Genomic DNA, 16,224 nt, shown 5'->3' with positions numbered 1-16,224 from the left:
GCACAAATTCCTGAAATTGGAAATGTCAGTTATAGTATTGATTTACTGGATATTTATAGTGTCAGCTTTGGAAAACATATCAATCCCGAAGTGTTACGCTACAGTAATGCGAAAGTTGTCATTGATTATGTTTATGCCGTTTCTGGAGCAATTTTACCGCAACTTTTAGCCAAATTTGGCTGTGATGCAGTGGTGTTAAATGCTAGTTTAAATCATACCGCTTTATCGGTTCCTGAACGGGAAAATTTACTGGATCAATTAGGGCGAGTTGTTGAAGCATTACGGGCTAATTTTGGAGCTCAAGTGTATGCCAATGGCGAACAATTTATGTTAGTGGATGAAACCGGAAGCCCCATTCGCGGAGAAACTTTAACGTCTTTAATGGTGAATATGGTGTTAACTTCCCATCCCCGCAGTACCGTTGTCGTTCCGGTCAATACCTCTGCTGCTATTGAACAAATTGCTCGGCGCTATGATGCTAAAGTCATTCGCACCAAAGCCAACCCAACGGCTTTAATGGAAGCTTGTCATCGCAACCCAAATGTGGTGTTAGGGGGAAGTGGAGACATGGGATTTATTTTTCCCCAATTGCATCCGGGGTTTGATGCCATGTTTTCTATTGCTAAAATTATAGAAATGTTAACCACCCAAGAGCGATCACTAACCCAAGTAAGGGCAGATTTACCCCATGTGGTTCATCGTCGCTATACTGTGCGTTGTCCCTGGACAATTAAAGGAGCTTTAATGCGGCATTTAGTGGAAACCCATTCTCCAGAAAACTTGGAATTAATTGATGGGGTCAAGTTAATTAATTATCAAGATGATAACTGGGTGTTGATTTTACCCGATGCGGGAGAACCTTTAGTCCACATTTTTGCTAATAGCGTTGATCGAGATTGGGTGGATACCACCTTGCGAGAATATCGCAATTTAGTCCATGATTTTGTGAATCAATCTCAAGGGATGAATTTTTCAGAAGATCTGTAAATTGAGTCCCTAAAAATGGCATGATGAAAAAAGAATCAACGCCCTTGGCTGGTTGAACTTTGTACTTGCATTAATGGCTTGAACCCATGAACAGTATTATTTTGATGGCGGAGATTATTGAAGATCCGCAACTGCGTTACACCTCCGATAGCCAACTCGCCCTAACAGAAATGTTAGTTCAGTTTCCAGGGCTGCGGGATGTCGATCCGCCTTCCACATTAAGAGTCATCGCTTGGGGAAATTTTGCCCAAGAAGTTCATGAAAAATATCATCACGGCGATCAAATCATCATCGAAGGTCGTTTAGGGATGAATATGATTGAGCGAAAAGAAGGGTTTAAAGAAAAACGGGCAGAATTAACCGCTCAACGGATCTATCCGGTACAAATGGAACTCAAAACCCAATCTCAACCTTCTGATACCGCCACCACCCCGAATAAAGTTGTTCCGTTAGGTTCCCGTCGCCCCAGCACTCCTCCCCCAAGTTCCGAAGAACCCCTAGAGTCCCGTCGCCCCCCCGCCAGTCCCGCACCGAGTCGAGTCACTCCCCCCAGTGAACCTGATAACCCTGATTATGATCCGATTCCATTTTAACTTTAGGATTAGAAGATTCTTGGAAATAATTATTGACAGATTTTTGATCGGTGAACAATAACTGTAGGGGTTGGGTCTTCCAACACCTACAATAAAATATTACGACCTATTAAGAGGTGCTATAATAATTTTAAATTCCTATTCGGGATCATATAACAATTAAAATCATGTCGGAAACCATTAAACTCGATCAATTTCTAAAATTTTGTGGTGAAGTTTCTACCGGAGGACAAGCAAAAGTGATGATTCAATCCGGTCAAGTTCAAGTCAATGGAGAAATTGAAACCCGACGCGGACGAAAATTAGTCACCGGGGATCGAGTCTTGATTGCTGGAAAAACCTTAACGGTTAATTTAGAGGAGGGATAACATCATTTCTCCGTTCGGCATAATCGTACTACAAATAATAGCATCAGTTTCATTAAACCCGATGGAATCTGTTAAATTAGCATCGGTTAAATTAGAAGCTTTAAAATTGGCTTTTTCCAAATCTGTATCCCGTAAATCTGCCCCGACTAACCAAGCATTTTCTAAATTACATTGGTAGAGATTGGCGTTACTTAAATTGACTTGATAAAGATTAGTATAGCTTAAATTGGCTTGGGTTAAATTGGCTCCAGTGAGATTAGCATGGGAGAGATTGGCTCCCATCATTTGTACAGCATATAAACTCGCTTGTTCTAAAATAGCAGAGCTTAAATTAGCCCCCATTAAGTTAGCACCTCGTAAGGAAGAACGACTCAAATTTGTACCCCTGAGATTAGCTCCACTGAAGTCAGCCCCAATAAAGACCAATTTAGTCAGATCAAAATTTTGCAAATCTGCCCCCCTTAAATCCACTTCTTTAAAATTCCATTCTCCAGTGGCTTTTCGTTGCAGTAATTCCCAACCATCCATAAGATTAAGCCTAAACCCCATACTATTAATAGCATCAGATGTCCGTTTAAGGAAAAGCTCAGATGAAATCAACCGTTCTGCAAGAGATTGATCAAAAGTTTCACCTCGTTCTGCTAACAGCCCGACTTCTGCTACAAAATAGTGCTGCAACAGAACGAGTTTATCGGGTCACTCATCAATTAGCTGATAGCTTAGGAATTGAAGCTCGGTTATTAGTGTCTTATGAAGCGATTACATTAACAACAAAAATTTATAATCAATTTTATTCGCGCATTAGTACCCCCATTCCTACGATTAAAATTAATATGATGGTGATGACTCAAGTGATGCGCTTAGTGGATGATATTCAACAAGGACATAAAACCTTAGAACAAGTTACAGATGAATTAGAATTAATTAATCATCATGCTCCTCATCACTATTCTCCCTGGTTTTTAGTCTTAATGCTGGGATTAGCTGGGGGAAGTTTAGCTAAAATTTTTAATGGAGATTGGGCTACTTTTTTCATGGTGAGTTTGGCAACAGCGTTAGGATTAATCTTAAGGCTGGAATTAGGAAAACGCAAGTTTAATGGGTTCATCAGCACCTTTTTTGCAGCGTTTTTAGGGGGTTGTATTGCAGGAATTGGAATTAAGCTGGGTTGGACAGCAACGCCAGAACCTTGTTTATTAGTTCCTTCTATGATGTTAGTTCCAGGGGTTCATTTAATTAATGCTGTTTTAGATATGGTTTATAACCACCAAATTACAGGAATTGCCCGCCTAAATTTTAGTTTAGTTATGTTGATTTCTATTTTATTTGGTTTATTATTATCAGGAAATTTGCTGAATATTCCGGTTGCTGTCACTCCGATTCATCCTCCCCAATTGCAACAGCCTGAAAATATTTTATTGGCGGGAATTGTAGCCGCAGGATTTGCAATATTATTTAATGTTCCTAAAGGGATTATTTGGGCTTGTATGCTTTGTGGAATGGCCGGTTATGGAATGCGAATTCTTTCAATTAATCTAGGGTTAGGAATTATTTGGGGCAATCTTTTTGCTTCTATTATTGTCGGATTAATGACGGTTTATTTATCTCGACGCTTTAAAGTTCCTTCGGCTGCGATCGCATTTGGAGCAGTGGTGGGTATGATCCCTGGAATTTTTGTATTTCGAGCCGGAAGCGGTTTAATTTTAATTATGCAATTAGGGATGAACGCTAATCTTTCTTTAATTACTAATACAATTATTATGGCAGGAACAGCATTATTAATGACATTAGCAATTCCCGTTGGATTAGCCTTACCTAATTTATTATTCTTTAGATCAGAGGATTAGAAATCAATCATCTTTAATATCAACTCAAAAAAGCTTATTGCGTCCTCCTCCCTATTGTATATCCCCTATTTTCTATTTTAATGTTACACTAAGATAAGCTTAAATTTTATAATCCTTAAGGTTATGAAAAATAAAAAAATTTTACTCCTAATGATGAGTTCTGTAATTTTAGGGATCTGGATTTCAGGAGTATTTACATCGGGAATTTTTAGGGCTGATGAAGTGTTTATTAATAAAATGTGTCAGCAACAACAGAACTTACCACAAATTGAACGGTTTTCTGTATTTTATCAAGCTGAATTTAACACTCAAAATCAAATCTATTGGTTTTATGCGGGTCGATATCAAGATGGAGGTGTGATCTTCTGTGTTTCTGAACCGGATTTTAACCAAGCTGGGGAATTAAACGCTCAAGAACTACAATTTCAGTTTATCGAAAACATTCAACAAGATTCTACAAACCCTGCTAATTTTATGATTACAGTCGCTGAAGGAAATGGGAGAAATGTACCGTTGGTTAACTATAAATTAGAGTTATCTAATCCTAACCAACCGATATTAACTCGTTTAGGTCAAATCTAACCTTAAAAAATATTGATTAAAAATAGAGCATTTCAATAGAATTGCTATAATTGTTATATTGAAGCTGGGAGATCAATTATGGGATTAATCGATGGTTTGTTAGGTAACGCTTCTGAAATCGATCCAGTAAAACTTCAAAACGAACTGGCGAAACTTCTCGCTGATGGTGAATCTATAGACAGAGCTTATCAGTTAATTCGGGATTTAATTGTATTCACAAATAAACGATTAATCTTGATTGATAAACAAGGAATTACTGGAAAAAAAATAGAATATCACTCGATTCCTTATCGCAGTATTATTCATTTTACCATTGAAACATCAGGACACTTTGACCTGGATGCAGAATTAAAAATCTGGATATCAGGAAGTTCTACACCCATTCAAAGGGAGTTTAATAGAAGACTCAATATCTATGAAGTTCAAAGCGTATTAGCATTTTATGTCCTGAAGTAAACTGTCATATTCTATGGTAAGGGTTGGGAAACCCAACCCTCTGAATAAACGAGTCAAAAGTTAGTTTAATTCACTTTTTATTAAAACAAATAAACTCCCATCTCCTCCTCGACCAATACGGAAATTTTCATCAAGGTAAGTAATCTCTAAACTAGGAATGCGACCCACTGGATTTCGGGCGGGAACAACGCGGGCGGGTTCTAATTGAGGAGTCTTAACCCCTAAAATATTAGAAATAGCAATATAACGCTGTTGAAAGAAAACGTTAATACGGTTATTAGGTAATTTATTATCATCAATAACAGGTTCAAAGGTAGCCGTAACTTTAACAGAACCAGAAATCAATCCTAATGGATGTCTAACAAAAGCTTGATTAAAAAATTGTCGAGACTCTACATCAATAATTTGATAGATTTTTCCAACTTTTAACCCTAAAGGAAGTGACGCTAAATTCAGAATTTCCCTAGCTGTAGAATAAAGGAGTAACCAAGTTCCATTTAATAACAAAGGTTTATACAGTAAGGGTCGATAGTTAGGATTTTGAGCTTCTAGCTGCACCACCATCCTTTCAATTTCTTCAGCGAGATTGGGTTTAATTTTAATATTGGTGACAGGAGCACCATTGAATCCTCCCAGTTGAGCTTGAACCGCCTGAATTTTAGCGATTAATTGTTGTTTTAAGTTGGTTTCAGTCAGCATCATGAGTTTCTAATAAACAGAAGCAGGGATTCCCTTATTATAAGCGATCGCTTTATACCTTAAAAACCCGGTCACGTTGGCGAAACCGGGTATCTGAAGGTTCTAAAATCCTAATTAATTTAGTGAGGAGTTTTTTGTAATTCGGGGCGTTCCTCGGCTACAATTGCTCCCTGAACAGGACACACTTGCAGACAAATTCCGCAGTCAATACAGGTAGAAAAATCAATCCAATACCAATCAGTTCCTTTAACATTTTTTCCAGGGCCTTCATGAATACAAGCAACGGGACAAGCGCCGACACAATCGGCGACACCTTCACAAACATCTGTAACAATAGTATGGGGCATGGTTCGTGTTCTCCGACTTAAAAATAGGACGGTTAATTCTTTTTAATTGTTAACGATAACTCAAGGAATTTGCAAGGGATAAAAATCATAGATGGGGTGAAACTATTCTCCTCAAATTGATCAGAAATTCAGAACAATTCACCCACTCTAGGTTATAAAATTTCCTCAATCTTAGCGTTACCGTTAATATCAACCCAAGCCATTTGACGAATGCCTCGACGACGAGCATAGTCGCGGATATCTTCGGGAGTTTCTCGACGTCCTAACTCCACTTCTACCCGAACTAAATCACTAGATTCCCTTAACTGAGTCGCATAGGCAAAGGTAGCTGCATCGGCTTCTGAGGTTTGGGGAACCACTAACCAATCAATATTAGGGGTTTGACGCGGAAGTTCACCCCGTCCTAATAACACTTGATGCAACTCTTCAATATTCAAAGAAAACCCAATTCCCGGTTCCGTTTTTCCTTGGGGATGATACAGACCGAGAAGTTGGTCATAACGTCCCCCCTGACCTAATATTCTGGCTCCCGATGCGGTATCACTAACGGCAATAAACACAATTCCGGTATAATAATCAAAGGTTTGAAGTAAACTTAAATCCAGGGTAATTGTTGGTTGAATCTCCGATTTTTCCCAACATTTTTGTAATAATTCTATGAAGGATTTAAGATTATTAACGGCTTGTCGTTGGGAAGCATCTAAATCCAGTTGAGACACTTGGGATAATACGGTTTCTGGACGACCCCGTAAATCAAATAATAATAAGGCTCGATCTCGAAGTTCTGAAGAAAGAGATAAGGATTCTAAACCAATTCGATCTAAATTGGCGATCGCCGTTCTCACTTTTTCCCGTTGTTTAGAAGGAAAAGGGGATAATAACGATTGAGTTAAACCCGCTTCTCCTAGAATTAAATCAGTATTATTGAACCCTAAAGTTTGCAGACAGTCGCGCAATAATAACAGAATTTCTGAATCAGCCCGTAACCCGCCAGCACCCAACAGTTCAACACCCGCTTGATAAAACTCTAACTGTTGTCCTTGATCATTCGCCTGACCTTTACGGAACACATTGGCATTGTAATAAAGGCGTTGGGGCCAAAATTGTAGATTCCCCATGCGAGTCACCGCCGCACGAGCAATGGAGGCGGTTAATTCAGGGCGCAGTCCTAACCCTTGATTTTCAGCATCTTGGAGTTGAATCACGGTTGAGGGTTGTACCGCACCTCCAGCCGTTAGCGTGTCCAACCGTTCCAACGTCGAGGTAATAATCCGATGATAGCCCCAACGGTGAAACACCTCTTGTAAGCGTCGTTCAATCCAAATTTTTTGGGTAACATCGAGGGGAAGTAAATCTCGCGCACCCGACGGGGGTTGATAAACCATACGTTCAGTAACAATTAACAAGGTAGGGAGGAGGAGCAGGGGGAGCAGGGGAGCAGGGGGAGCAGGGGAGGAATGATTAACTCTTGGCACCCGAAACCCGAAACCTGGCACCCGAAACCTGACATTTCGTAACCTGTTTGTCCCCGCAGGAAATTAGCATGAAAAATTTAGTTACAAATTGAGTAACTTGTAACTTTCCTTACAATACAGCATTCTGTATCCAGTTTGGGGAAGGAGCCAGTCAAGATCGGTTTATAAAAACGAACGAACAACACCGTTTAACGTTAGATTTAAGGGTGTTCCCAACGCTTTAAATTTCCATTGTCCATTTTCTGGGGAAAGTTCGCCAAGCAGCATAGAAATTTGTCCAGAGTAGGTAGCTTCACCGGAAAGACTATAACGGGCGATTTCTTTACCTTTTGCATCAATGGCGCGAACAAAGGCATTATTTACCAGTCCAAAGTGTTGTTTACGCTCTTCTGCATGGTAAATATTGACCCCTAAAATAATACGTTGATAAGCTGAAGGAAGGGTTTTGAATTCAATAATAATTCGTTCATCATCTCCCGAACCTTGACCTGTGAGATTATCTCCTGAATGAACAACAGTATTATTTTTTGTGGCTAAATGTCCGAAATAAACCACATCTTCTTGGTAATTTTTTAATTTGCCTTGAGCATCTAATAATAAAGCAAATCCATCTAAATCAAAATCCGCACCGCCGCCTATTAATCCTCCGAATACTCCTTTTTTCGCAACATCCCATCCTAACCCCATAACCACCCTTGATAAATCATATTCGTTTTTATCAAGAATAATGCTTTGACCTTTTTTTAAGTTAATTGCCATGATTAAAATTCCCCCAAATTAATCAAAGATATTTATCGACAAAACTTTGTAACCCGGAATTATAACCTTGTCCCACCGCTTGAAATCTCCATTCCCCATTTTTTAAATATAATCTCCCAAATTCTACTGCTGTTTCCCGTGAAAAGTCTTCTTCTAAATCATATTTAGTCACTTCTGCTTGGGTTTCATCATCGTAAATTCTCATATAAGAATTTCGGATTTGCCCAAAGTTTTGCCGCCGTTGATCTGCATCATGAATTGTCACCACAAAAATTAATTCTTGAATTTCAGGATGAATTTTTGTTAAATCAACAATAATCGTTTCATCATCTCCGCTTCCTTCTCCGGTACGGCTATCTCCTAAATGTTTGACCGCTTGATCAGGAGAAATTAAGTTATTATAAAATACGAAATATTCATCAACGGGAATTTTACCATCTGCCCCCAACATAAACACAGAAGCATCTAAATCAAACGCACTTCCGGTATCACTGGCGTTGACATCCCATCCTAAACCAATCGAGGCTCGTTTTAACCCTGGTGCTTCTTTCGATAAACTAATTCTTTCCCCTTTCCTAATATTAATTGACATGGTGAATAAACTCCTAAATTGTAATAAAACAGATACATTTTTTAACGATTAATAGTGATGAGTAACCATCAACTGTTAACCGTTAATCGTTTTAAGTATATTGTTGAACAAAGGCTTCTAAACCTGAGTTATATCCTTGTCCAACGGCTTGAAATCGCCATTCGCCATCTTTGCGGTAGAGGCGACCCATTTCAATTGAAGTTTCTCTGGAGAAATCCTCTTCTAAATCATAGCGAGTAATTTCAGAATCGTTTTCATTGTTATAAATGCGGATATAAGAATTCCGAACTTGTCCAAAATTTTGCCGTCTGGTTTCTGCTTCATAAATAGTGACGACAAAGACAATTTCTTGAATACTAGAATCAACGGAATTTAACTCAACTAAAATCGTCTCATCATCCCCACCGCCTTCTCCGGTGCGATCATCTCCCAAGGATTCTACAGAACCATCAGGAGATTTTAAATTATTGTAAAATACGAAATATTTTTCGGTCGGAATTTTACCATTACCACCCAACATAAAAACCGACACATCTAAATCAAAAGCGGCTCCAGTATCGGAAGCATTAATATCCCATCCTAATCCAACTCCGGCTTTTTTTAAACCCGGTGCTTCTTTGGATAAACTAATCCGTTCCCCTTTTGTTAAATTAATTGTCATGGCGGTTAATTGATTTCCTGTAAACACCTTTACTCATATTCTACAATTTCTCCCTTCATTATTCCGCAGAATCAACTAGGTGTTTTTGATACTCGGCTTCTGTGATTAACTCCTGGGTACTTTCGACCCGATCTAAAAATACAATTCCATCGAGATGATCAAGCTCGTGTTGAAAAATTCGAGCGACAAAACTTGTTAATTCCTGATGACAAATTTTTCCTTCTCGACTGGTATATTCAACTTCAATCGTTTGATAACGAGGAACTAACCCACGAATTCCAGGGACACTTAAACAACCTTCCCAATCTTTAACAATTTGGGGAGAATGACTGATAATTTTAGGGTTAATCATGGCGGTGGGTTCCATTAAAGGTGCGTTGGGATAGCGCAATGTGGGACGAGAAGCAATAATAAATAAGCGATCGCTCATTCCCACTTGAGGGGCAGCAATTCCGACTCCATTGGCTTGAGAAGCGGTTACAATTAAATTATCAATTAAAGTTTGAATGGGCTCCTCCCAAATATTTTCAATGGGATGAGCATAACTCCGTAAAACCGGGTTTCCTAATTCACAAATTGATAAAATTTCACTCATTTGATTAATTGTTAACTGTTAACAACTATAGCAATCCTATTTGATTTGTGGTAGGGGCAATTCATGAATTTCCCCTACGAATTAACCTTGAATTTGTTCCGGTAGATTTCCGGTTTTAACTTCTAACGTTAGGGGTTGTCCTTTACGGTTTAAATCTACTTTCATCGGTGTTCCTACATTTTGATTTTGAACCAACTCTTGAACGGCATCGGATTTAGTAATCGGTTGATCATTGACTTTTACAATAATATCTCCGGGTTTTAATCCTGCTTTCATGGCGGGGGAACCTGGAACGACACGAACAATTAAAACCCCCTTATCTTCAGTAATCGTAAATTCTAAATCAGGGCTTTCTTGTAATTCTTGCAGTAATTCTGGGGAGAGAGTCACCATTTCAATCCCTAAATAAGCGTGTTCAGCACGTCCGGTTGTTGCTAATTGTTGAGCAATTTGTTGAGCTTTATTAATCGGAATGGCAAACCCTAAACCTTGAGCACCACTAATAATAGCGGTATTCATTCCGATGACTTCTCCTCTAGCATTGAGCAGCGGCCCTCCTGAATTTCCAGGGTTAATAGCAGCATCGGTTTGAATAAAACCAATGCGTTTATCGGGAACACCCACATCACTACTCGAACGTCCTGTAGCGCTAATAATTCCCACCGTCACTGAGTTATCTAATCCTAATGGATTACCAATCGCAATTGCCCATTCTCCAGGGGATAATACTTCAGAATCTCCTATTTTTACACTGGGCAAATTATCGGCATTAATTTTAATCACCGCAACATCGGTTACCGAATCCGATCCTAAGACTTTTCCATCGAAGCGACGACCATCTTTTAACACAACTTGTACTTGTTCAGTGCCCTCCACAACGTGAGAATTGGTCATAATCACGCCATTTGAGGACAAAATAAACCCGGAACCTGTCCCTTGTTCAAGGGGGCCATTAGAACGACGTTGAGGAGGTTCACTCCCAAAAAATTCCTCTGGGAAGCCGTCCCCAAACTGATCAAATCCTCGACGAGCGACTTGACGAGAGGCATTGATCCGAACCACTGCTGGCCCCACTTCGTTGACCGCCTTGACAATAAAGTTAGAATCTACAGGTTTTAAGGCGGCTGCTAAATTGGCTTTTTGACCTAACCAGGCGGTCGGGTTACTTGGAGAATTCTCGTTAGAATTGGCACTAGCCACAGGGGAGGGAGCCACAGGGGTTGACGATGGAACGATTGAAGCTGTACGGTTAGCTAACCAGCGATCGCCCAATAAAGCAACCCCGCCTCCGATTAACAATAAGAAAACAGTACGGAGGGGGTTGTGTTTGCGAATTTCTTTGTCAGATGTAGTCTTCATCGACGGATTTTAAAATATTGATAACATCAGGAGTTTTGAGCTATTTCTTTGAGTTCAGGGGGGGGTTCTAAGCCTCCTATGGATTGGTATTGACTTTGATTGACTCGTTCCTCTATTATTATCGCTTTTCTTCTTAAAGGTTGACACAAGTTGAGAAATCTTAAATTTAGCTTGAGTCGATCTCAGGGCACTGATAGAAACTGTTATCCTTTAGTTTTAACGCTTGGGTTTAGCTATGGAACTCCCAGTCGATCATCTATGGGATCAAGTTCTGGAACGCCTTCAGTTACAATTGGGGCGTCCAACCTTTGATACCTGGATTAAAACGGCCAGGGCTCAGCAACTAGACCACAGAGGTTTAATTATTCGCACCCCCAACCCGTTTTCTTGTAATTGGCTGCAAAAGTATTACCGAGAGTTGATCGCCGATGTTGTACAAGATATCTTGGGTTATCCGGTTGAAATTTATATTACAACTCAAATTAACGAATCGGCATCGGATTCTAGTCCATCGCATTTGGTTTGGCCGTCTCCTGTTGCGTCGCTAGGAACAGAAACTGCTCAAGATTCACCCCCTAAACCTACCAATTTAAACCCTAAATATGTGTTTTCTCGGTTTGTGGTGGGGGCGAATAGTCGTTTGGCTCATGCGGCTTCTTTGGCGGTGGCGGAGTCTCCGGGGCGGGAGTTTAACCCGTTGTTTTTGTGTGGGGGTGTGGGGTTAGGGAAAACCCATTTAATGCAAGCTATTGGTCATTATCGCTTAGAAATTGCACCGTCTTCTAAAGTGTTTTATGTTTCGACGGAAAAGTTTACCAATGATTTAATCACAGCCATTCGTCGAGATAGTATGCAGAGTTTTCGAGAACATTATCGAGAAGCGGATGTTTTATTAGTGGATGATATTCAATTTATTGAAGGGAAAGAATATACTCAAGAGGAGTTTTTTCATACGTTTAATACCCTGCATGAAGCCGGGAAACAAGTGGTTTTAGCCTCTGATCGCCCTCCTCATCAAATTCCTCGATTACAGGAACGGTTATGTTCTCGCTTTTCGATGGGCTTAGTGGCGGATATTCAACCCCCAGATTTAGAAACACGCATGGCAATTTTACAGAAAAAAGCGGAATATGAAAATGTTCATTTACCTCGTGCAGTGATTGAATATATTGCCTCTAACTATCGTTCTAATATTCGGGAATTGGAAGGAGCCTTAATTCGAGCGATCGCTTATTTATCAATTTCGGGTTTAGCAATGACTGTAGAAAATATTGCCCCAGTTTTAACATCACGGGAAAAATTAGAGGAATCTTCCCCGGAAGCGGTTTTGCAAATTGTCGCAGAAATTTATAAAGTTTCGATTGAAGATTTAAAGGGAAACTCTCGACGACGAGAAATTAGTTTAGCCCGTCAAGTGGCAATGTATTTGATGCGACAACACACAGATTTAAGTTTACCTAAAATTGGAGAATTATTTGGCGGAAAAGATCACACCACTGTTATGTATAGTTGTGAAAAAATTTCCCAGTTACGCCTGCGAGATCCTGATTTAGCCCAAACGTTAAGACAACTCAGCGATCAAATTAATTTTAGTAGTCGTTCTCATTAGAACTTAGAGGGAACAGGGAACAGGGAATAGGCAATAGGGCAATAGGCAATAGGCAATAGGAGAGAATAGGGAATAGGGGAAGGTAACGAAAGAATAGAAACCCGACACCTTGATTTCGGTTTGTGGAAAACATTGTGGATAACGCCAAAAAAAGATAAGATCCTGATGATGTCAGGGAATTACCGGGTTAAAGTGTTGCTGTTTTTCACAAGTTTTCCACAGGTTTTCCACAGGTCATCCCCTGAAAATCCTTGCATATCCCATCCAATTTTCAACTCTCAAGGCTGATGAGCTAGGGAAATTCAGCCTATTTTATTGGGATCAAATAGAAGTTGGGTAAGGTATAATCAAACGTTTGGTTCTCTCGTCAACATCAGAAACCGTTGGCGAGAGTTCCGATGGGAACACTGATCAATCTTAAGGTCATTATGAAATTTATTGTTGAGCAGGACAAATTAAGTTCTAATTTATCTTGGGTTTCTAGGGCAATTCCATCTCGTCCTAATCATCCGATTTTATCTAATATTTTAATGGATGTTGATGCAGAAAATCAACGGTTAAATTTAACAGCATTTGATTTAAGTTTAGGCATTCGCGCGAGTATTCCAGCCACCGTTGAGGAGGGAGGAACCTTAACGGTTCCTGCAAAATTATTTAATGATATTGTCTCCCGTTTACCCGGAGGAGAAATCACCCTAGATGATGACATGGGAGATGCAATTATTACTTTAACTTCGAGTTCAGGACGGTATCAAGTTCGCGGGATGGGGGCGGAAGAATATCCTGAATTACCCTCAATTCAAGCGGGAGATTCAGTTCATTTAGCCGCAGAATCTTTAATATCGGGTTTAAAAGGAACGTTATTTGCTACCAGTCCCGACGAAACAAAACAAGTGTTAACAGGGGTACATTTAAAGGTTCAAAATAATACCATTGAATTTGCTTCAACGGATGGTCATCGGTTAGCCGTGGTGCAAACAGAAAATTTAAGTGAAACAGAAACCGATGAAGAATTAGAAGAAGTTGAAGTTACGATTCCTGCACGAGCGTTAAGAGAAGTCGAACGGATGGTGGCAATGCGAAGTGTAGAGACGAGCCATGGCGCGTCTAAAAACGATTCTCCAGTGGTGATCACCTTACGTTTTGATGAAAGTCAAGTTATTTTTGAATTAGGAGAACAACGGTTAAATACTCGCAAGTTAGAAGGAGCCTATCCTGCCTATCAAACCTTAATTCCTCAGAAATTTTTAAACCAAATTAATTTAGATCGGCGGAGTTTTGTGGGAGCTTTAGAACGAATTGCGGTTTTAGCTTCCCAAAAGAATGATATTGTTAAATGTACGGTTGATCATGTGAATCAACAAATTTCTTTATCCGTAGAAGCTGCTGATGTTGGCAATGCGTTAGAATCTCTCCCGGCTCAAATTTCTGCGGATAAACCGGAGGAGTTAGCTTTTAATGTTAAATATTTATTAGAGGGTTTAAAAGTCTTTAATACTTCGGAAATTTCCCTGCAATTAAATGCGGCAACTAGCCCTGTTATTGTTAATCCTTTAGGGGGAATTAAAATGACTTATTTAGTCATGCCTGTACAATTAAGAAATTAATTTCTTAGAAACCGGGTTTCTTGGAGAAACCTGGTTTCTAAAGCTATTAGATCAAACCTCACTAAAATATTCTTGAAAATATTGGCGATATAATTGACAACTAGGAATCACTTGATGTCCTTGAATATGAACTAACCCCATACTTTTTAATTTAAAGGCTTTCACTTGTTCCACCTTAACGGGGTTATCTTGACCAATAATTTGTTGATAAACAGTTGCTAAATCAGGATCTTGCTGAAGTAACCATAACTGTTCATGAAGATGATCGCTATAAATTCCTGTATCACTGGTTGCTGTTTCTAGTAACTGTTGTAGGGGAATATTCCGACGCACACAATGATCAAATGCTAATCTAATTAAATACGGAAATCCTCCCACCAATTCGGTTAATTTCTTTAATTCTTGATCTGTTAGGCTTAATCCATATCTTTGAGATAAAATTTGGACTTGCTCGAAATTAAACGGATATAAATCAATCCCTAAACCAACATTAAAAGGAGATTTATTTGTATCTAAAGGAATATAAATATCAGTAGAATAAACAATCACAAACCTTAATTTTTTCCAATTGCTAATATCTCGTGTTTCTTCATGCCAAGAACGTAATAAAGCCAAGATATCACGAGCTAAGGAGGGATACTCAAATAATTGATTCACTTCATCCAGAGCTAAAACAATCGGTTGTTGGATTTCTTCTAACAGATAGCCTTGAAAATACAGTGAACTACTAACTAATGCGCCGACATCTTCATCCCAAAATTCATCAATTTGAGATTCTAAGCTTAACTGTTGAGTGACATTTGCACAAAACCAGCGTAAGAATTTTTCGGTTGAACGAAACACTAAACTACTCGCTCGATGCAAACTTAAACGAACCGGATGATAATCTTGCTGTTGAGCATAATCTAAAATTCGAGCCATTAAGGACGTTTTTCCCATCTTTCGAGGTGCTTTAATTCGCAGCAATGCGCTTTGATTTTTAATCTCTTGATAACAGATCGGTTCACTGGGTACTCGCTCAATATAAAAAATAGAATTAAGCGGAACCTGACCTTCAGGAGATTCTAAAAAAATTGGTTGATTAGAAACAATTTTGGGAAACATTTTAGGGATATTTTTATCTTTTAATTCTCGCTCTAACACACAACGACAATTTGCTTTTGTTACTTTTTCACCCATGACATCGGATAACAGTTGCCAAAGGTGAGGAGCTAGTCCATTTTTTAAATAGCTGGTAGAATAACCATTCTCTTCTGCAATTTGATCGTAGGTTTTTTTAGTTTCTAATAAAGCTTCTGTTAAAATGATTTTTTGAATATAACTGAGGGGTTTCCTCTGTTTGGCTATTACCAAAGCTTCAGCTAACTCTAACAGTTCCTCAATACTTTTAACCATGATTAACCCCAGTTTTCCTCGATAGACTCATCTCAATCTCATTCTCTAATCTGGGTCTTTCAATAATAGGCACGAGCTAGGACGATTTCAATCAAGCTCACTCGATTGATAACAAGAAAAAACCTTGATTAATAGCTCTTATTGATTAACTAAAAAACCAGAAATAAACGGTTGAATTAGGCAGTTTTTTGGGAGTAGTTTCTCCTGAATGATTAACTTCAACATCTAGCAATCCCAAATAGGTTGTAATAATTTTAAACGTCTATGAAATAGCCAAAAGTCTTGACACTATT

General features: G+C 39.1%; 17 protein-coding genes and 1 pseudogene. 8 read left to right on the top strand and 10 right to left on the bottom strand.

All coding sequences use genetic code 11. The features are described 5' to 3' along the window. The 3 genes and pseudogenes from ACKPEB_RS04810 to ACKPEB_RS04800 form a co-directional block, all read left to right on the top strand. A pseudogene (locus ACKPEB_RS04810) lies at nucleotides 1-987 on the top strand (mannose-1-phosphate guanylyltransferase); the annotation flags it as partial. 86 nt (nucleotides 988-1,073) lie between these two features. Then, the gene (locus tag ACKPEB_RS04805; protein WP_408963688.1) at nucleotides 1,074-1,580 is read left to right on the top strand and encodes a single-stranded DNA-binding protein; all 507 of its coding nucleotides are present in this window, start codon (nucleotides 1,074-1,076) and stop codon (nucleotides 1,578-1,580) included. Between the two features lie 167 nt (nucleotides 1,581-1,747). After that, nucleotides 1,748-1,948, top strand: coding sequence for an RNA-binding S4 domain-containing protein (locus tag ACKPEB_RS04800; protein WP_408963687.1), 201 nt, complete (start codon nucleotides 1,748-1,750; stop codon nucleotides 1,946-1,948). On the opposite strand, the gene ACKPEB_RS04795 is transcribed toward ACKPEB_RS04800, so the two are convergent. Next, nucleotides 1,934-2,476, bottom strand: a complete 543-nt coding sequence (locus tag ACKPEB_RS04795; protein WP_408963686.1) for a pentapeptide repeat-containing protein — start codon at nucleotides 2,474-2,476, stop codon at nucleotides 1,934-1,936. The two genes, ACKPEB_RS04800 and ACKPEB_RS04795, sit on opposite strands and share 15 nt — an antisense overlap. Before the next feature lie 62 nt (nucleotides 2,477-2,538). Between ACKPEB_RS04795 and ACKPEB_RS04790 the strand changes: the two genes are divergently transcribed. The 3 genes from ACKPEB_RS04790 (at nucleotide 2,539) to ACKPEB_RS04780 (ending at nucleotide 4,833) form a co-directional block, all read left to right on the top strand. Then, nucleotides 2,539-3,795 (top strand): threonine/serine exporter ThrE family protein, encoded by a 1,257-nt coding sequence (locus ACKPEB_RS04790; RefSeq protein ID WP_408963685.1) that lies wholly within the window; start codon nucleotides 2,539-2,541, stop codon nucleotides 3,793-3,795. 123 nt (nucleotides 3,796-3,918) lie between these two features. Continuing rightward, nucleotides 3,919-4,377, top strand: coding sequence for a hypothetical protein (locus tag ACKPEB_RS04785; RefSeq protein WP_408963684.1), 459 nt, complete (start codon nucleotides 3,919-3,921; stop codon nucleotides 4,375-4,377). Nucleotides 4,378-4,455: 78 nt separating this feature from the next. Further along, nucleotides 4,456-4,833, top strand: coding sequence for a PH domain-containing protein (locus tag ACKPEB_RS04780; RefSeq protein ID WP_408963683.1), 378 nt, complete (start codon nucleotides 4,456-4,458; stop codon nucleotides 4,831-4,833). A gap of 60 nt (nucleotides 4,834-4,893) precedes the next feature. On the opposite strand, the gene ACKPEB_RS04775 is transcribed toward ACKPEB_RS04780, so the two are convergent. The 8 genes from ACKPEB_RS04775 to ACKPEB_RS04740 all read right to left on the bottom strand — a co-directional run bounded on the left by ACKPEB_RS04775 (nucleotide 4,894) and on the right by ACKPEB_RS04740 (nucleotide 11,320). Then, on the bottom strand, nucleotides 4,894-5,535 hold the full coding sequence (locus tag ACKPEB_RS04775; RefSeq protein WP_408963682.1) for a PAP/fibrillin family protein: 642 nt from the start codon (nucleotides 5,533-5,535) through the stop codon (nucleotides 4,894-4,896). Nucleotides 5,536-5,651: 116 nt separating this feature from the next. After that, complete coding sequence (locus ACKPEB_RS04770; protein ID WP_408963681.1) at nucleotides 5,652-5,879, bottom strand: indolepyruvate ferredoxin oxidoreductase subunit alpha; 228 nt, start codon at nucleotides 5,877-5,879, stop codon at nucleotides 5,652-5,654. Nucleotides 5,880-6,031: 152 nt separating this feature from the next. Then, nucleotides 6,032-7,264 carry an ATP phosphoribosyltransferase regulatory subunit gene (locus ACKPEB_RS04765; RefSeq protein WP_408963680.1) on the bottom strand — a complete coding sequence of 411 codons (1,233 nt, stop codon included), beginning with the start codon at nucleotides 7,262-7,264 and terminating at the stop codon, nucleotides 6,032-6,034. A gap of 252 nt (nucleotides 7,265-7,516) precedes the next feature. Next, nucleotides 7,517-8,113, bottom strand: coding sequence for a TerD family protein (locus ACKPEB_RS04760; protein WP_408963679.1), 597 nt, complete (start codon nucleotides 8,111-8,113; stop codon nucleotides 7,517-7,519). A 22-nt stretch (nucleotides 8,114-8,135) separates the two neighbouring features. Next, nucleotides 8,136-8,705 (bottom strand): TerD family protein, encoded by a 570-nt coding sequence (locus ACKPEB_RS04755; protein WP_408963678.1) that lies wholly within the window; start codon nucleotides 8,703-8,705, stop codon nucleotides 8,136-8,138. A gap of 91 nt (nucleotides 8,706-8,796) precedes the next feature. After that, complete coding sequence (locus ACKPEB_RS04750; protein WP_408963677.1) at nucleotides 8,797-9,366, bottom strand: TerD family protein; 570 nt, start codon at nucleotides 9,364-9,366, stop codon at nucleotides 8,797-8,799. 58 nt (nucleotides 9,367-9,424) lie between these two features. Then, nucleotides 9,425-9,961, bottom strand: a complete 537-nt coding sequence (gene def, locus ACKPEB_RS04745) for a peptide deformylase (RefSeq protein WP_408963676.1) — start codon at nucleotides 9,959-9,961, stop codon at nucleotides 9,425-9,427. 81 nt (nucleotides 9,962-10,042) lie between these two features. Beyond that, nucleotides 10,043-11,320, bottom strand: a complete 1,278-nt coding sequence (locus tag ACKPEB_RS04740; protein ID WP_408963675.1) for an HhoA/HhoB/HtrA family serine endopeptidase — start codon at nucleotides 11,318-11,320, stop codon at nucleotides 10,043-10,045. Between the two features lie 235 nt (nucleotides 11,321-11,555). Between ACKPEB_RS04740 and dnaA the strand changes: the two genes are divergently transcribed. Beyond that, nucleotides 11,556-12,929, top strand: a complete 1,374-nt coding sequence (gene dnaA / locus ACKPEB_RS04735; protein ID WP_408963674.1) for a chromosomal replication initiator protein DnaA — start codon at nucleotides 11,556-11,558, stop codon at nucleotides 12,927-12,929. 428 nt (nucleotides 12,930-13,357) lie between these two features. Next, nucleotides 13,358-14,536 (top strand): DNA polymerase III subunit beta, encoded by a 1,179-nt coding sequence (gene dnaN, locus ACKPEB_RS04730; protein WP_408963689.1) that lies wholly within the window; start codon nucleotides 13,358-13,360, stop codon nucleotides 14,534-14,536. A 51-nt stretch (nucleotides 14,537-14,587) separates the two neighbouring features. Here dnaN and ACKPEB_RS04725 read toward each other — a convergent pair whose 3' ends face one another. Next, a complete protein-coding gene (locus tag ACKPEB_RS04725) occupies nucleotides 14,588-15,931 on the bottom strand; it encodes an AAA-like domain-containing protein (RefSeq protein ID WP_408963673.1) in 1,344 nt (447 codons plus the stop codon). Between the last annotated feature and the right edge of the window lie 293 nt (nucleotides 15,932-16,224).

The sequence above is a fragment of the Planktothrix sp. genome (genome assembly GCF_046067725.1).
GTDB lineage: Bacteria > Cyanobacteriota > Cyanobacteriia > Cyanobacteriales > Microcoleaceae > Planktothrix.
The sequence above is the reverse complement of the archived record's forward strand: the minus strand, read 5'-3'. Positions and strand labels throughout refer to the sequence as shown.

Excerpts from the sequence above, each read along its gene's own strand:
- ACKPEB_RS04725 (WP_408963673.1), bottom strand. The coding sequence starts at position 15,931 with ATGGTTAAAAGTATTGAGGAACTGTTAGAGTTAGCTGAAGCTTTGGTA.
- ACKPEB_RS04770 (WP_408963681.1), bottom strand. The coding sequence starts at position 5,879 with ATGCCCCATACTATTGTTACAGATGTTTGTGAAGGTGTCGCCGATTGT.
- ACKPEB_RS04790 (WP_408963685.1), top strand. The coding sequence starts at position 2,539 with ATGAAATCAACCGTTCTGCAAGAGATTGATCAAAAGTTTCACCTCGTT.
- ACKPEB_RS04740 (WP_408963675.1), bottom strand. The coding sequence starts at position 11,320 with ATGAAGACTACATCTGACAAAGAAATTCGCAAACACAACCCCCTCCGT.
- def (WP_408963676.1), bottom strand. The coding sequence starts at position 9,961 with ATGAGTGAAATTTTATCAATTTGTGAATTAGGAAACCCGGTTTTACGG.
- ACKPEB_RS04755 (WP_408963678.1), bottom strand. The coding sequence starts at position 8,705 with ATGTCAATTAATATTAGGAAAGGGGAAAGAATTAGTTTATCGAAAGAA.
- ACKPEB_RS04760 (WP_408963679.1), bottom strand. The coding sequence starts at position 8,113 with ATGGCAATTAACTTAAAAAAAGGTCAAAGCATTATTCTTGATAAAAAC.
- ACKPEB_RS04775 (WP_408963682.1), bottom strand. The coding sequence starts at position 5,535 with ATGATGCTGACTGAAACCAACTTAAAACAACAATTAATCGCTAAAATT.
- dnaN (WP_408963689.1), top strand. The coding sequence starts at position 13,358 with ATGAAATTTATTGTTGAGCAGGACAAATTAAGTTCTAATTTATCTTGG.
- ACKPEB_RS04805 (WP_408963688.1), top strand. The coding sequence starts at position 1,074 with ATGAACAGTATTATTTTGATGGCGGAGATTATTGAAGATCCGCAACTG.
- ACKPEB_RS04785 (WP_408963684.1), top strand. The coding sequence starts at position 3,919 with ATGAAAAATAAAAAAATTTTACTCCTAATGATGAGTTCTGTAATTTTA.
- ACKPEB_RS04765 (WP_408963680.1), bottom strand. The coding sequence starts at position 7,264 with ATGGTTTATCAACCCCCGTCGGGTGCGCGAGATTTACTTCCCCTCGAT.
- ACKPEB_RS04795 (WP_408963686.1), bottom strand. The coding sequence starts at position 2,476 with ATGGATGGTTGGGAATTACTGCAACGAAAAGCCACTGGAGAATGGAAT.
- dnaA (WP_408963674.1), top strand. The coding sequence starts at position 11,556 with ATGGAACTCCCAGTCGATCATCTATGGGATCAAGTTCTGGAACGCCTT.
- ACKPEB_RS04780 (WP_408963683.1), top strand. The coding sequence starts at position 4,456 with ATGGGATTAATCGATGGTTTGTTAGGTAACGCTTCTGAAATCGATCCA.
- ACKPEB_RS04750 (WP_408963677.1), bottom strand. The coding sequence starts at position 9,366 with ATGACAATTAATTTAACAAAAGGGGAACGGATTAGTTTATCCAAAGAA.
- ACKPEB_RS04800 (WP_408963687.1), top strand. The coding sequence starts at position 1,748 with ATGTCGGAAACCATTAAACTCGATCAATTTCTAAAATTTTGTGGTGAA.